Raw genomic sequence first — 16600 nt, 5'->3', positions numbered from 1 at the left:
GGGAATCAAACATGGAAAAAGGGAGTCTTTTAACATTACCAGTACTGCCACTTCGAGGGACATTAGTCTATCCATCAGTCATTGTCCATTTAGATGTTGGACGCAAGCCATCAATTGAAGCGCTCGACATGGCAATGCTTGAAGATCGGCGAATCATGTTAGTTACACAGAAAGAGACGGCCATTAAGGACCCAAAAGAAGAAGATTTATTTAGCTTTGGGACCGTCGGTTATGTCAAACAAATGTTAAAATTGCCAAATGGGACATTTCGTGTGCTCATTGAGGGCTTGAAACGTGCCCAAGTGCTTAATTATACAGCAACAGAACCCTACTATTTAGCAGAAATTGAAGTTGAAGACGATCAAAACATTGAACAAGATTTAAAAGCAGATGCTTTTGTAAGGTCAATTCTAGATCAATTTAAACGATATGTTGACCTATCACCTAAACTCTCTAAGGAAGTCTATGAAAGTACAGTTGATATTGAAGACTTAGGTCAATTAACCGATGTCGTTGCATCTCATTTACCCATTAGATTACCGACGAAGCAAATGCTACTCGAAATACTAGCAGTTGATGAGCGGGCCAAAACGTTAATCCAAGTATTAACCGATGAGTTAGAAGTCTTACGCTTAGAGAAACAGATTGGTCAACAAGTAAAAAAAACAATTGAACAATCACAGAAAGAGTATTATTTACGTGAGCAAATGAAAGTGATCCAAAGTGAATTAGGTGATAAGGACGGGAAACGTAAGGAAGTTTCTGATTTAGAGGAAAAAATCGAAACAAGTGACATGACAGACCGCATCAAAGAAGTCGCCATGAAAGAATTACAGCGCTACGAACGGATTCCGCAAACAAGTGCAGAATCTGGGATCATCAGAAATTACTTGGACTGGTTAATCCAACTGCCATGGCAAACGACAACGACGGATCAATTGGATGTGACGAAGACGGCTCGGATTCTTGATCAAGACCATTACGGTTTAGAAACCGTAAAGGAACGGATCTTAGAATACATCGCTGTTCAAGCGTTGACACATGATTTAAAGGGTCCGATTCTCTGTTTAGTGGGTCCTCCAGGTGTCGGAAAAACATCCCTTGCAAAATCAGTCGCTCGAGCTATGAACCGAGAATTTGTTCGTCTGTCACTGGGTGGGGTTAAAGATGAATCAGAAGTACGTGGTCATCGACGCACTTATATTGGTGCAATGCCAGGTCGAATTATTCAATCGATGAAAAAAGCAGGAACAGTCAATCCGGTCATGTTATTGGATGAAATTGATAAAATGTCAAGTGATTATAAAGGTGATCCGTCATCAGCAATGTTGGAAGTGCTTGACCCAGAGCAAAATTATCAATTCAGTGATCACTTTGTTGAGGAACCGTATGATTTATCACAGGTGCTTTTTATCGCGACCGCAAACCAAGGTCAATTAATCCCGCGTCCGCTCTTAGATCGGATGGAAGTTATTCAATTACCTGGCTACACTGAGATTGAGAAACAGTTTATTGCGAAAAACTATTTAGTACCGAAACAGCTAAAACAGCATGGTTTAACAAAAGCGAATCTCACGATTCGTAAAGATGGCTTGTTAGAATTAATCCGTCGCTATACGCGAGAAGCAGGTGTCCGTCAACTAGAACGTAAAATTGCTTCTCTCTGTCGAAAAGCAGCCAAAGTCATCGTTGAAAACCCTGATGAAAAAATCATGATAACGAAGACACGTCTCGAAGATTATTTAGGCAAACCGCTCTACCGTTACGGTCAAATGGAAACAGAAGACCCTATTGGAACAGCAACAGGTCTTGCTTATACGGCTTTTGGTGGTGATATCTTATCTATCGAGGTGAGTGTCGTTCCTGGTAAAGGGAAACTGCAATTAACAGGTAAGCTGGGTGATGTGATGAAAGAATCTGCTCAAGCAGCGATTAGTTATATTCGTTCAAGACAAGCAATGCTCGGGATTAACGAAAACTTTTATCAAACCAATGACATTCATATTCACGTACCAGAAGGCGCCACGCCAAAAGACGGTCCTTCTGCGGGGATTACCATGGTGACAGCCCTTGTTTCAGCGTTAACCAACAAGCGTATTCGTCGCGAAGTCGGTATGACCGGTGAAGTCACCTTACGTGGACGTGTGCTCCCGATTGGCGGTTTAAAAGAAAAGACGATGAGTGCACACCGCAGTGGTTTAACAACGATTATTATGCCTAAAGACAATGAGAAAGACTTAGATGATATACCAGAAAGTATTAAGAAAGATTTGACCTTTATTCCTGTCTCGCATATGGACGAGGTCTTAACACATGCATTCGTGGAGGGTGACTAATGAAAGTAACAAAATCAGATATAACCATCAGTGCGGTAGCACCAAAACAATATCCACCTGAAGGCTTACCAGAAATAGCATTAGCGGGTCGTTCAAACGTGGGAAAATCATCATTTATTAATAAGTTAATCAATCGAAAAGCGTTAGCACGAACATCATCAAAACCAGGTAAAACCCAAACCTTAAATTTCTATCTCATCAATGAAGCCTTTCACTTTGTTGATGTGCCTGGCTATGGCTATGCGAAAGTGTCAAAAACGGAACGTGAAGCTTGGGGGAAGATGTTGGAAACGTACTTTTCTGAACGTGAGAATTTGCGCGCGACCGTACTTGTTGTTGATATTAGACATCAACCATCTGTTGAAGATGTAGCGATGTATGACTTTTTAAAATTCCATAAATTACCTGTCATCATTGTGGCAACGAAATTAGATAAAATTAAAAAAGCGCAAGTCCAAAAACATGTTAATCGTATCCGAGAAACCTTAGCCGTTGAAGGTGATGATGTAATCATTCCGTTCTCATCAGAAACAGCACAAGGGAAAGAAGAAGCTTGGCGTAAAATTGAATCATTTTTATGATAGTTGCAAATCCGTTTCTGTTCTGAATAGGCACTTTCATGTAAACGAGAGTACCGGACGTAAGGTTGATTTTTAAGTTCAAGATGGCGAGAAACCAAATTGACAATGGCCAGTGAGGTTTTTCTTGTCGCAAAAAACTCAAGTTAAGTAAGCAGTGCCCAGTGAACCATTACGATTGTTCACTGGGTAGCTTTACTGTTGGGCAGAATGAGACCTAGCTGCTTTATTGTGAGAAAACATATTTAAACGAATCGATTTTCTTTTCATATTAGCGAAAATAGCGTAAAATGAAAGCGCTTAACAACGTGGTCAATGTCTGCTTATAAGTATTTTATCTAAATGATTCAATTGCTTTAATGCAGCGTAGCCTTTGTGTGGTGTGACAGCACAAAAATAATAGAAGTGGAGTGGTGGTAAGTGGAAAAACAAGCAGTAAACCCGTACCTTCCATCTTGGGAATATATTCCTGATGGTGAACCTTATGTATTTAATGACCGAGTTTACGTCTATGGCTCACATGATAAGTTCAACGGTCATGTCTATTGTTTAAATGATTATGTGTGTTGGTCAGCGCCGGTTGATGACTTAGGGAATTGGCGCTGTGAAGGGACAATTTATCAGAAAACGGATGATCCGCTTAATTCTGACGGAAGGATGTGTCTTTATGCACCTGACGTGACGATTGGTCCAGATGGTCGCTATTACATATATTACGTCCTAGATAAAGTATCGGTTGTATCTGTTGCTGTTAGTGATTCACCAGCAGGAAGGTATCAATTTTATGGTTATGTTCGCTATGATGACGGCACGCGTTTAGGTGAAAAAGATGGTGACCAACCGCAGTTTGATCCAGGGTTGTTAACGGAAGGGGATACGACCTATTTGTATACCGGTTTTTGTCCAGTGGGCGATAAGTCAAGGAAAGGAGCGATGGTTACCTTACTTGGTCGAGATATGGTAACGATTATAAAAGCGCCTGCAATCATTTCACCTAGTGAACCATATAGTTCAGGAAGTAGTTTTAAAGGGCATGAATTTTTTGAAGCGCCATCGATGCGGAAAATCGGTGAGACGTATTATTTTATTTACTCTTCTGTTGTTTTCCATGAACTCTGTTATGCGACCAGTCGATCGCCAGTTGAAGGATTTGAATATCAAGGGGTAATCGTTAGTAACAACGATCTTCATATTGATTCTTATAAGCCTGCAGCACAACCGATGTACTATGGGGGTAACAATCATGGAAGTATTGTTGAAATCAAGAAAAAATGGTATATTTTCTATCATCGTCACACGAATGGTTCAAATTTTAGTAGGCAAGGTTGCATCGAAGCAATTACCATTCAACCTGATGGAGCGATTCCGCAAGTAGAGATGACCTCTTGTGGTGCAAATGACGGTCCGCTAATTGGGCGAGGAGAATATTCGGCACATCTAGCCTGTAATCTTTACTGTGCCGATGAAGCGATGTATACGGGTGATTTATGGATGGATCATCAGTTTCCGAAAATTACTCAAGACGGAAAAGATGGCGATGAGGAACCTGGCTACATCTGTAACATGAGAGACTCAGCAACAGCTGGATTTAAATATTTTAATTGCCAAGGCGTGACCCATATCTATCTAAACGTTCGTGGATACTGTCGCGGTTATTTTGAAGTGAAGACGGTTTGGAATGGCGAGGTGTTGGCGAAAATTCCGGTGGCATTCACCAATGTTTGGACAAAGTACGGAACCCCTGTGTCGATACCAGACGGTGTGCATGCATTATACTATACCTATAAAGGTGAGGGGCAAGCAAGTCTCCAATCCTTTGAACTTGCATAAGAAGTAAGCGGTTAAGAGAAGGCGCTTCTGTTTGTTTGGAAAGGGAAAAGAAGGGTTACTTAAATAAAAGAAAATCAGCGCGTAAGACAACTTGTCTTACGCGCTGATTTTAAGAAAGCTAGGTTTAAACTCCTATAAATTATGCTGTTCTTTCAGAAAGACGGTTATGACCTAAAGAAAACATGAATAAATCGTACCGCTTTCAGTCACGCGTTACTTTTTAAACAACAAATAACTACCGAATAAAATTAATCCAATTGGCCAGTAACTTTCAATGTTCTGAATAAAGCTTTGTATTTGCTCTTGAAAAGGAAGATAGGTAAGTGACAAGAGGAAAAACAAACCGACAATGAAAAGCGTAACCCCTAATTTTAAGCCTCGTTTTGTTTTTTGATAACCAATCAGAAGACTCAAACCAATTAAAATTAAATACATACTCCAATGATCAACCCAAAAAGAAAGATGATTAATGAAATGGAGATGAAGGCCAAGTAACAGCAAAAAAGCGCCAAGGCTGGGTTTATCATCGTTACGTGCTTTTGAACGATCAAGCAACAAGCTAAGCCCGAAAATTACAAGTACAGATGGCCAAAGTGCTAATGCTGGTAGGTAGGGAATGTTAAATTGTTGGGAAAGAAAATAAAGACCTAAACCGATTAGGAAATAGGCAAACGCTTGATTTTGTTTTTTCATAAATGAGATACGCATGAACAGGTATCTCCTCACCTCCTTTAATGATAAATACGATGACATCCGCATTGTGCAGTTTGATTGATAATCGAAATTATGATAGATTTTGTAGAGACAATCTTAGAACGCTAAACACGCATTGTTTATTTTAGCATAGAAAGTGGAATGCTTGCGAGTAAAAGAAAGGAAGAGGCAGATGATACAATTGTTCACCATCAATCACGAACGGGCACCGCTGTTAGTCCGTGAACAATTAGCGCTGACGGATAAATGCTTAGTAGAGTGGCAAGAAGCGTTAGACAGCCAAGCATCAATTAGTGGCAGCGTGCTCTTAAGCACCTGTCACCGTTTTGAATGTTACCTCCATACAACAACCAATCAAACGTCATTTATAAAAGAGAAAATGCGAAGCTGTTTTAATTTTAATGGCGACCAATTTGATCGTTTTGTTGATGTGAAAACTGAGCAATTAGCTGTCCAGCATTTATATGAAGTGACGACCGGTTTGCAAGCTGCAATTAAAGGGGAAACACAAATTCTTGGGCAAGTGAAACAAGCATACTTTGCCGCCCAGGCAAATGGAAGTACAGATAAAGAAATTCATCGCCTTTTTCAAAGCGTGCTTCATTTTGCAAAAGATATGCACAAAAAAACTGGCATCAACAACCACCCCATTTCATTAAGTCGAATGGCCTATCAATTTGCAGCTGAGAAGTTGTCTAAAGAGCGATTAGCTGTAGTTATTTTAGGTGCAGGTAAAATGGCAAAACTAGCGATTGAATATATTACTGGTACCTCAAATGATACGGTTACGGTATTAAATCGCTCAAAAGAGGCGTTAATGACGCTGAATCAGCAATTTGATGTGACTGTTGCTGATTTGTCAACGGTTTCCGATCAGCTTGAAAATGCAGATTTAATCATTAGTACGCTGAACGTTGATCAACCTTTTCTTACAGCAAGTATGCTACAGTTCCGTTCGCGTAAAAAGCCACTAATGATCATTGATTTATCAGTTCCACGCAGTGTCGAAGCTTCTGTTGGTCTGTTGGAAGAGATTAGTTCCTATAACCTTGATGATTTAGCTGCCGTGATTGATCATCACACGTACTTGAGAAGAGATAAAGCTGATTTGATTCAACAAGCGATTGAAAGAGCTGTTCCAGAGGTGTATCGAACTGTCTTTCAGCAGTCCGAAGAAGCGTTAAAAACACTTTTCACGACAAAAAGTCAACACCTTGACCAACTCATGACTAGTGTTGCTAATAAATTACCAGGTTTAACTGCACGGGAACAACAAGTGATTGAAGACCATCTTTCCTATGCACTTCATCTCAATTTAAAGCCAACGCTTGATGAACTAAAAAAAATGAACAAGCAGTAATAACTGTTTCAAAACAAGGAGGACTGGACAATGGAAAAACAATTTCCGAAAGCGAAACAAGCATATAAAGCAGCCGTTGAATTGATGCCAGGTGGCGTGAATTCACCTGCCCGTGCGTTTCGCTCTGTTGCCATGGATCCATTATTTATTGAAAAAGGGTCGGGTGCTTATATTTATGATATCGATGGCCATTGCTATCTTGATTATGTTTTAAGTTGGGGGCCTTTAATTTTAGGACATGCAGCGCCTTCAGTGGTCGATGCTTTAAAGAAAGCAGTTGAATGTGGGACAAGTTTTGGCGCGCCGACACTCCTTGAGAATCAACTGGCACAAATGGTCATTGACCGGGTACCGTCGATTGAAATGGCTCGGATGGTCAACTCAGGGACAGAGGCAACGATGAGTGTTCTGCGCTTAGCACGCGGTTATACACAAAAAACGAAAATTTTAAAGTTTGAAGGTTGTTATCACGGTCACGGCGATTCGTTGTTAATTAAGGCAGGTTCTGGTGTCGCCACGCTCGGATTACCTGATAGCCCGGGTGTGCCTAAAGGCCTTGCTTCTGAGACAATTACCGTCCCGTATAATGATTTAGCTGCTGCACAGGCTGCTTTTGATCAGTATGGTGATGATATTGCTTGTGTAATTGTGGAACCCGTTGCTGGTAACATGGGGGTTGTTCCGCCTCTTGACGGTTTTTTAGCTGGTCTTCGCAAACTAACAACTGCACACCAAGCGCTATTGATCTTTGATGAAGTCATGACTGGATTTAGGGTCGGGTATGAAAGTGCACAAGGCTATTTTAATGTCACACCAGACTTAACGTGTCTTGGCAAGGTGATTGGTGGCGGTTTGCCAGTCGGTTGTTACGGGGGAAAACGAGAAATTATGGAACAGATTGCCCCGGCGGGGACGATTTATCAAGCTGGAACCCTCTCAGGGAACCCGCTTGCGATGACGGCAGGAATTGAAACGTTAAAGAATTTAACAGTGGAGAGTTATGATTACTTAGAAGACCGGATTGATCAATTAAAGCAAGGGTTTCTCGAGAAAAAAGCGAAATACAACATCCCACTCACAGTGAATACAGCCGGTTCGATGATTGGGATTTACTTTAATGATGAACCTGTTTATAATTATGAAACGGCGAAAGCGAGCCGCCATGATCTTTTTAAAGTATATTACCAGTCAATGATTGACCAAGATATTTTCTTGCCGCCTTCACCTTACGAAGGTGTCTTTTTATCGACTGCTCATACCAAAGCGGATATCGATAAAACAATTGCAGCAATTGATGTAAGTTTTAAACAATTAGTACCACTGGTTTAGGCGGGTTAACCAAGATATAAAAGTATCTGTTGATTTTACTAGTAAGATTCGCTAAAATAAACTAAAGTATAAACTTATAGTGATACGATGATGAGGAAGAGTAAGGTGAGGAGACAATTTTAGAGAAGAAACCCTTTGGCTGTGAGGTTTCTATTGCCACGATCCCCTGAAGGTAGCCTCGGATGTAATTTGGTTGAACCTAAGTAGGCCAAGTCGGTTAAATACCGTTATTCATTTAATGAAGTGTGCAGTCAGTGAATGATTGTAAACAAAGGTGGTACCACGGAAATGACAACTCAATTCGTCCTTTATATAATAAAGGCTGAATTGGGTTTTTTTGTGATTAAAAAGGAGGAAAACAACAATGGAACAAAAGCAAACGAATTTACCCCCAAAATATGATTCGACAGCAGTGGAAGCAGGCAGGTATCAATATTGGATCGACAACAAATTTTTTGAAGCGACGAAAGATGAGTCGAAAAAACCGTATACCGTTGTGATTCCACCACCAAACGTGACAGGTAAACTCCATATTGGTCATGCGTGGGATACAACGTTACAAGATATTATTACCCGAATGAAGCGGATGCAAGGTTATGATGTTTTATATTTACCAGGTATGGACCATGCCGGAATCGCAACGCAGGCAAAAGTAGAGGCAAAATTAAAAGAACAAGGTGAGAATCGTTATGATCTTGGCCGCGAAACGTTCCTAGAAAGAGCTTGGGATTGGAAAGAAGAATATGCAAGTTTTATTCGCGAGCAGTGGGAGAAGATGGGGCTGGGTTTGGACTACTCACGTGAACGATTTACCTTAGATGATGGCTTATCTGAAGCAGTTAACGAAGTATTTGTTAAACTTTATCAAGAAGGACTTATTTATCGCGGAGAATATATCATCAACTGGGATCCGCACACGAAAACCGCACTCTCTGATATTGAAGTGATCCATGAAGATATTATGGGGCATTTCTATCACATGAAATATCCATTAAAAGATGGTTCAGGTCATATCGAAATTGCTACGACACGTCCGGAAACAATGCTGGGCGATACTGCGGTTGCGGTTCACCCTAAAGATGAACGTTATCAACATTTGATTGGCAAACAAGTCGTTCTTCCAATCATTGGTCGTGAGATTGACATTGTCGCAGATGATTATGTTGATATGGCGTTTGGTTCAGGTGCAGTGAAAATTACACCAGCTCATGATCCAAATGACTTTGAAATTGGAAATCGCCATAACTTAGAACGTGTACTTGTGATGCACGAAGATGGAACCATGAATGAACGTGCCGGTAAATATGAGGGAATGGATCGGTTTGACTGCCGCAAAGCAATTGTTAAGGATTTACAAGATGCAGGTGTCCTCTTTAAAATCGAAGAACATATGCATGCGGTTGGGCATTCCGAACGCAGTGGTGCAGTTGTCGAGCCGTACCTCTCAACACAATGGTTTGTTAATATGCAGCCGTTAGCGGAAGATGCATTAAAGAGTCAAGCAAATGAAAGTGAGAAAGTTAACTTTGTACCTGAACGCTTTGAAGGCACATATTTACGCTGGATGGATAACATTCGTGATTGGTGTATTTCGCGTCAATTATGGTGGGGTCATCGGATTCCTGCTTGGTATCATAAAGAGACGGGTGAGATCTATGTTGGCAAAGATGCACCAACAGACAGTGACAACTGGCAACAAGATGAAGACGTCCTTGATACTTGGTTCTCATCTGCACTTTGGCCATTCTCTACGTTAAACTGGCCGGATACAGAAGATGATGAATTTAACCGATACTTCCCAACGAGTACCTTAGTGACCGGCTATGATATCATTTTCTTTTGGGTTGCACGCATGATTTTCCAATCGAAGCACTTTACAGACCAACGGCCATTTGATGATGTCTTGATTCATGGACTTGTTCGTGATGAGCAAGGACGTAAAATGAGTAAATCACTAGGTAATGGCGTTGATCCAATGGACGTCATTGAGAAGTACGGCGCCGATTCATTGCGTTACTTCTTAGCAACCGGATCAACACCAGGTCAAGATCTACGCTTCCAGTGGGAGAAAGTAGAGTCAACCTGGAACTTTATTAATAAAATCTGGAATGCTTCTCGGTTTGTCTTGATGAACACTGAAGGAATGACAGCAGCAGATATTGATATGACTGAAAATCAAAACATCGCTGATCAATGGATTTTAACACGTCTGAATGAAACGATTAAAGAGGTCAATAAGCATACCGAACGCTATGATTTTGGTGAGGCGGGTCGTTACTTATACAACTTTATTTGGGATGACTTCTGTGATTGGTATATTGAAATGGCGAAATTGCCCCTTTACGGAGAAGATGAAACAGCAAAAGCAACCACGCGTTCTGTGTTGGTTCATGTCTTGGATCAAATCTTGAAAATGTTACATCCATTTATGCCATTTGTAACCGAAGAAATCTGGCAATACTTGCCGCAAGAAGGTGAGTCAATTACTGTCGCTGACTGGCCGGTTGTTGATGAAACACAATCAAATAAAGAGGCGGCAATAGAAATGAAAAGATTGGTATCAATCATTCGCTCTGTCCGTAACATTCGTCAAGAAGTTGATACGCCGATGTCGAAACAGATTGATTTGTTTATTCAAGTCTCAGATGAACGTGCGCATCAACAATTAATCACTAATAAACACTATCTAGAAAAATTCTGCAATACCGATACGTTAGTGATTGATACAAAAATTAACGTTCCAGAAAAATCAATGTCAGCAGTTGTAACGGGCGCAGAAATATTCTTGCCACTCGCTGGTCTGATTGACATTGATAAAGAATTGGCGCGTTTACAACAAGAATATGAAAAGCTAACCAAAGAAGTTGAACGGGTGGATAAAAAGTTATCAAATCCAGGCTTTGTTAATAAAGCGCCAGAACAGGTTGTTGACGAAGAAAAAGCAAAACAGCAAGACTACATTGAGAAACGTGAAAAAGTCAAAGTACGCATGGAAGAATTGAAGAAATAAGGCACAAACAAGCTAAATAAATGGAACGTTCACTGCAAATTGAGTGAGCGTTCTTTTTATTTATGTAAAAGATGTCTTAAACACTTTTCAAACGACCTAAAAAGGGCTACAATGTTAGGCATGATTACAAGAAGGGGGTGGCATCTTATGTTTAACACAGTTCATGCTGTCGATGCTTATTTAGATGAGAGAGAAAAATTAGGCGTAAAGCCAGGTTTACAACGCGTGAAGGCGCTGTTGGAGGACGCGGGATTTTATCAACAGCCCTTTAAGGCCATTCATATTGCAGGAACTAATGGAAAGGGTTCGACAGTGGCTTATTTAAGTGCATGTTACCGCGCCTGTGGAGACAATGTAGGAACGTTCACATCACCAACACTGACAAATCGACAAGCAATGATTCAACTCAATCACCAGCCGATTAGCGATGACGATTATTTAGCGCTAATTAATCGTTTGTATCCAACGGTTGTTAAACTTGATCACGTTGACGACCAAGCAAGTTCATTTGAAATTTTAGTCGCAGTCGCTTTTATATATTTTCAAAGTGCAGCCGATATTGCTTGTATTGAGGCGGGGCTTGGTGGACGAGAAGATGCCACTAATGTATTTACACCGATTGCTTCAGTCATTACTTCAATTGGTTATGACCACGAAAACTTTTTAGGGACATCACTAGCAGAGATTGCTGCACACAAGTCAGGGATCATTAAAGAAAAAGTACCGATCATTGTTGGTGAAGTGGATAAAGAAGCGTTAACGGTTATAAAAAAAGAAGCGCGACGCTTGCATGCCCCCATTTATCTTTACGGTGAACAATTTAGTGTGATTGAAGAAAGACGAGAAATCTTCTATCAATCATTTAATTTAAAAATGCCATTACGCTTACAGATGAAAGGGAAACACCAAGCCCATAATGCAGCTGTTGCGATTAAAACATTGTTCGCCTTAAATCAACTAGGTGAGAACGTGTGTATCAGTGAAATTAAAAATGGCATTGCTGCAGCACAATTAGCAGGTCGTTATGAAGCTGTTTCAAAAAATCCAACCATTATCATTGATGGTGCGCATAACACCGAGGCTATTACAGCGTTTGTCGATACAGTAAGAAATGATATCAAAAAAGATCAACCTGTTACCGTTTTATTTGCGGCATTTAAAGATAAACCCATTACTTTGATGCTCGAAAAGTTAGTGGAACTAACAAATGATATTCAGTTAACCAGCTTTGATCATCCAAGAGCAGCATCACTTGAAACCTTAGCTGAGTCTGTGCCAAAGCTGTTAAAGACTACGCTGGTTGATGATTGGCAAGCTTATTTATCAAAGAAAATGGAAAATGCGGAAGATAATCATGTGACTTATGTTGTGGGCTCACTTGATTTTGTTGGGAAAGTTCGCCAATATATTGGGGCGATTGTATTGCAGAAATAACCATTTAAGCTTATACTTAAGTAAAGTTACTCAGAAAATACAGATAATTTAACCGGCAGAAAAAGAAAGAGTTAACTTGCGTTAGCTCTTTCTTTTGGATTTAACTATATATTTGTGAGGGGAAGGTGCGTGCATCATGAAATGCTTAAGAAATGAAACGGGTTTAACATTAGTTGAAGTTCTTGCCTCAATTGTCATATTATCATTAATTGTGGTCACGTTCCTTACTTTTTTTATTAATTCTGCGCGGACGACTGAGATGTCAGAAGACACGTTAGATGCGAGTTTTTTTGCTCAGCAATACATAGAAGAAGTATATAACATTGCCGCAATGGATGGACAAACACTTGCAAGCATTCATACAGCGGTTGTAAATCTTCAAGATATCAGCAGCAGTGATGGCACCATTCCGGCAACCTATACAATTAATAATGGAAGCGGTACGGGTATGATTATCATTGAACCAGCCCAAGATAAAGAAGGCAATTTGATTGATCGCTTGCTTAAAGTAGTTGTTACGTTCAATGTATCTGGAAATAGTGATGCGAAGCATGAGACACGAATGATTTTCGGAGAAGGTGATTTGAATGATTAAAAACGAAAAAGGAATCACCCTTGTTGAGCTTCTTGCAGCATTAGCTATTTTATCGATTATTTTATTATTAGTGGGTTCTGCGCATATATTCGGTCAACGGCAATATTTCGAGCAAAATAAAACAATTCAACTTCAAGATGAAGTACGAGCGGCTATGAGTCAACTAACAACGGATGTGCGTAAGGTAACAGCAGATACGGGCGCAACGGTAACAAGAACTAATGGTACGACGACGCTCACGCTAGGTGAAAATAATTATACACACCAAGCTTCGACATTGAAACGAAATGGTGTCGTAATCAGTGATTATATTTCCACTTTCAACTGGGAAGAACCTAATGAGCGGCAAATAAATATTGAAATCGAAAGTACGTTAAATGACAAAGGAAAACGAGCAACGCTTACAACGACGGTATACTTTAGGAGGTAGCAAAACTCATGCGAAAACTAATCAATGATGAATCTGGTGCAGCGTTAGCTACCACCTTAATGATTTTAGTTATATTAGTTGTTTTGGGAACAACCACTGCATCGATTGCCCTCGCCAATGTGAAACTGACAGCAGAAGAACGCGATTATCAATCGGCTCACTATATAGCTGAAGCAGGGGCAAACGAAGCTTACTTAGAAATTGAAAAATTAGTCCATCATAGCTACCAAACAACATCGACTGAGGAAGCTTTTTTAAACCAAGTAAACGCAACGCTTGCGGCAAGATTTGATAAAACATATGATGATTTTGAAGCAGTAAACAATGAAGCACCTGTTGCAGAAGTTTCAGTCAAAAATGATAGTGGAAATGAAATAGAGATTATTGCATTAGGTCGAATCGGGTCCAGACAAAGATCTATCAATAAGCGTGTGACGCTTAATTGGATCGCTAAAGGTAGTAACGGTCAATATCCAACGCCAACTCTACCAAAAGGCTATGCTGCAGTGGTAAGATCTTTATTAAAGGTATATGGGGGCGGAAGAATACATGGCAATGCATTAGTAGAATCAAGAACAACGACCGTTGTCAATGTTACTAAAAATAGTTTTAAGCCTAAAAGTAATGGTGTTGATTATATTGAAGATAATCCGAATTTAACAGTGGATTGGTCGCTATTAGACGATTTTTTTAATAATTTTCCCTCAGCACCTACCTTGATGACACATCCGAATGTAACGGAGGATGTGCTTGGTCAAGAAATTTCGGTTATAAACAACGGACGACTAAGAACGGGATATAATGGAAGGTTAACAAGTCATACGTTGGAGATAAAGGATAACTATTACTTTGAGAGCATTGATCTTGCAGGGACTTTAAATATTGACGTTGGTAATAGTGATCAAACAATCGTTGTTAAAAACTTAAATACGGCTGGCATGGCACAAATAAATATTATAGGAGATGGATCATTAACGGTCCATGTTTTGAATCAACTGAATCTACAATATGGTAGCGTGAATAGCGGTGGTAGAACGAATCAATTAACTTTCTTTTACCATAATCATACCCCGTTACATTTAAAAACAGACACTGTAAATGCCGGCATAATTGTTAAAGATGCAGTGGTAAAGATGAGTAGCAATAGCAATCATAATGACCACAATGGCTTAGGGTACCTATTAACGGGTGGTGATTTCGTATACTCAGATAATGGTTTTAAAGGTGAATATATTATTGTAGGTCCGTATGCTGAAGCGAATTTTCAAGGTGGGGTATGGTTTTCTGGTGTTGCACTTGTTGACCGATTTGTAGCAGGCAACGGTATGAGGTTAGAGTACAAAGAAGTTGATACGTCAGGTTTTGTTTTAGATTTTATAACAATTGATGAAGGTGAAAAACCACCAACAAATAACCAAGGGATCGAAGATTTAATTACAGCAGGACCAGGTATCGGAAGTTAATGCAATAATTAATTTTAGTTTAACTTACTTACATAAGTGATAGACTACAGTATGGACTGTTTTTCGTTTTATGGTTACATAGACGAAAGTAGGTGAGTAAGTTGAAGCGATTCAAAGATGAAAGTGGTGCAAGTTTAGTCATAACACTGATGACGATGGTTGTCTTATCAATACTTGGTATTACAATTGGTACACTAGCAATCGAAAATGTGCGTTTAACGAGACAAGAACAAGATTATCAAGCTGCTTTTTACATTGCTGAAGCGGGTCTGAATGAAGCTTATATTGAAGCTTCAGATATAATTGCCACAAATGCAACATTGTTTAATCAATCGGATAGTTTTTTTAATCAGTTGACTATCGATCTAACGAATCAATTGCATAATAAAACATACAACCATTATGAAGTAAATACAGGTAAACAACCAACTGCTCAAGTTCAAATTGAGCGGATAGAGGGCAGTGGAGATGCACGCGCTGTTCGTCTTTTAGCTAGAGGACAGATTGGTCAACGTACACAAACAGTGCGTCGTGACTTCATTGTCAAATGGAATAAGATAGGCGTTCTACCCTATATTCCTCCAGGAACTGCAGGGATGATTCGCACTAAGATGAACTTACGAACAACCATAAATGGCGATCTCTATATAGGTAGTGGAGTAAGTGGGGCAGTCGAGCTTGATTGGGGCACCAATTTCAATGGTGACTTATATGCACCTGATAACTACGCAAATGATCTGATAGATTATCCAAATAATTACAATAATGTTCCTAATATAGAGAACTACACCTTTGGTGATACCTTTAATCAATTTGATGCCTTAATTAATCAGTTTCCGGTATTTAACCCGCCATCAGAAACAATCAGTAATATTCAATTGCAAGGGGGTACCAATGAAACAATTACGCAATCAAGTGATGTATTCATTGAAGAGATATCGATTAATAGTAACCGAACATTAACAATTGATACAGAGGGAAACGATATTAATATTTATTTGGAACGCCTTCTTGTGAAACAAGGAATGATAGAAATTGTCGGCGGTGGAACGGTAAACTTATATATTAGTGAACGGTTTCAAATTGGTAATCGTAATGGGGGAGGAAGTAGTCAACTTAACACCACGGCTGCAACAGACCAGCTAAATGTTTATTATAGTGGGACAGAGTCGGTGCAAATAGGTGGCGGAAATGCGGTGAACGGCTCGCTTTTTAATAAACAAGCAGATTTATCTTTTGGTAACGGTCAAAGTTTTACCGGCTTTATCGTTTCTGGAGGTGACGCCATTACTGTCAGTGGCGGAGCAACGACCGATGGTTATTTTCTAGCGCCAAAAGCAACCTTTAATTTTGAAAACGGAACAATTAATGGCTTTATTGCCGTCCAAGAGCTAATAACCAAGGGCGGTGCAACCTTAAATGTGAGCGAGGTTGATACCAGCCAGTTTCCTTTCGGCGTCGGGGCAGGGAGTGGTGAAAACAAAGTTGAAATCATTCCAGAGCCAACAATCATTGATTAAA

12 protein-coding genes and 1 other annotated feature are annotated in these 16600 nt (G+C 39.9%); of the genes, 11 read left to right on the top strand and 1 reads right to left on the bottom strand.

Annotated elements, in window-relative coordinates; genetic code table 11:
- Positions 1–11: 11 nt before the first annotated feature.
- The 3 genes from lon (at position 12) to DES38_RS07935 (ending at position 4744) form a co-directional block, all read left to right on the top strand.
- Entirely contained in the window at positions 12–2336 is a 2325-nt protein-coding gene (gene lon / locus DES38_RS07945; protein ID WP_110251583.1) for an endopeptidase La, read from the top strand.
- Positions 2336–2917, top strand: a complete 582-nt coding sequence (gene yihA, locus DES38_RS07940; RefSeq protein WP_110251582.1) for a ribosome biogenesis GTP-binding protein YihA/YsxC — start codon at positions 2336–2338, stop codon at positions 2915–2917. Before lon ends, yihA begins: the two co-directional genes overlap by 1 nt.
- Before the next feature lie 417 nt (positions 2918–3334).
- Entirely contained in the window at positions 3335–4744 is a 1410-nt protein-coding gene (locus tag DES38_RS07935) for a family 43 glycosylhydrolase (protein ID WP_110251581.1), read from the top strand.
- 213 nt (positions 4745–4957) lie between these two features.
- On the opposite strand, the gene DES38_RS07930 is transcribed toward DES38_RS07935, so the two are convergent.
- Positions 4958–5452 (bottom strand): LiaI-LiaF-like domain-containing protein, encoded by a 495-nt coding sequence (locus tag DES38_RS07930; protein WP_110251580.1) that lies wholly within the window; start codon positions 5450–5452, stop codon positions 4958–4960.
- Between the two features lie 178 nt (positions 5453–5630).
- Here DES38_RS07930 and hemA point away from each other — a divergent pair, with 178 nt between their 5' ends.
- From hemA to DES38_RS07890, 8 genes are all read left to right on the top strand, one after another.
- Positions 5631–6818 (top strand): glutamyl-tRNA reductase, encoded by a 1188-nt coding sequence (gene hemA / locus DES38_RS07925; protein ID WP_110251579.1) that lies wholly within the window; start codon positions 5631–5633, stop codon positions 6816–6818.
- Between the two features lie 30 nt (positions 6819–6848).
- On the top strand, positions 6849–8147 hold the full coding sequence (gene hemL, locus DES38_RS07920) for a glutamate-1-semialdehyde 2,1-aminomutase (RefSeq protein WP_110251578.1): 1299 nt from the start codon (positions 6849–6851) through the stop codon (positions 8145–8147).
- Between the two features lie 78 nt (positions 8148–8225).
- Positions 8226–8459 (top strand) — a binding site (T-box leader).
- A 52-nt stretch (positions 8460–8511) separates the two neighbouring features.
- Positions 8512–11157, top strand: coding sequence for a valine--tRNA ligase (locus DES38_RS07915; RefSeq protein WP_110251577.1), 2646 nt, complete (start codon positions 8512–8514; stop codon positions 11155–11157).
- A 147-nt stretch (positions 11158–11304) separates the two neighbouring features.
- Positions 11305–12591, top strand: coding sequence for a bifunctional folylpolyglutamate synthase/dihydrofolate synthase (locus DES38_RS07910; RefSeq protein ID WP_170114371.1), 1287 nt, complete (start codon positions 11305–11307; stop codon positions 12589–12591).
- A gap of 136 nt (positions 12592–12727) precedes the next feature.
- Positions 12728–13186 (top strand): type II secretion system protein, encoded by a 459-nt coding sequence (locus tag DES38_RS07905; RefSeq protein WP_110251575.1) that lies wholly within the window; start codon positions 12728–12730, stop codon positions 13184–13186.
- The gene (locus DES38_RS07900) at positions 13179–13616 is read left to right on the top strand and encodes a prepilin-type N-terminal cleavage/methylation domain-containing protein (protein WP_110251574.1); all 438 of its coding nucleotides are present in this window, start codon (positions 13179–13181) and stop codon (positions 13614–13616) included. The genes DES38_RS07905 and DES38_RS07900 overlap by 8 nt, the downstream gene beginning before the upstream one ends.
- Positions 13617–13624: 8 nt before the next feature.
- Complete coding sequence (locus tag DES38_RS07895; protein ID WP_110251573.1) at positions 13625–15079, top strand: pilus assembly PilX N-terminal domain-containing protein; 1455 nt, start codon at positions 13625–13627, stop codon at positions 15077–15079.
- Between the two features lie 92 nt (positions 15080–15171).
- Entirely contained in the window at positions 15172–16599 is a 1428-nt protein-coding gene (locus DES38_RS07890) for a pilus assembly PilX N-terminal domain-containing protein (RefSeq protein ID WP_170114370.1), read from the top strand.
- Position 16600: the final 1 nt, after the last annotated feature.

The organism is Streptohalobacillus salinus (assembly GCF_003201605.1).
Classification (GTDB): Bacteria; Bacillota; Bacilli; order Bacillales; family Amphibacillaceae; genus Streptohalobacillus; species Streptohalobacillus salinus.
The sequence above is the reverse complement of the archived record's forward strand: the minus strand, read 5'-3'. Positions and strand labels throughout refer to the sequence as shown.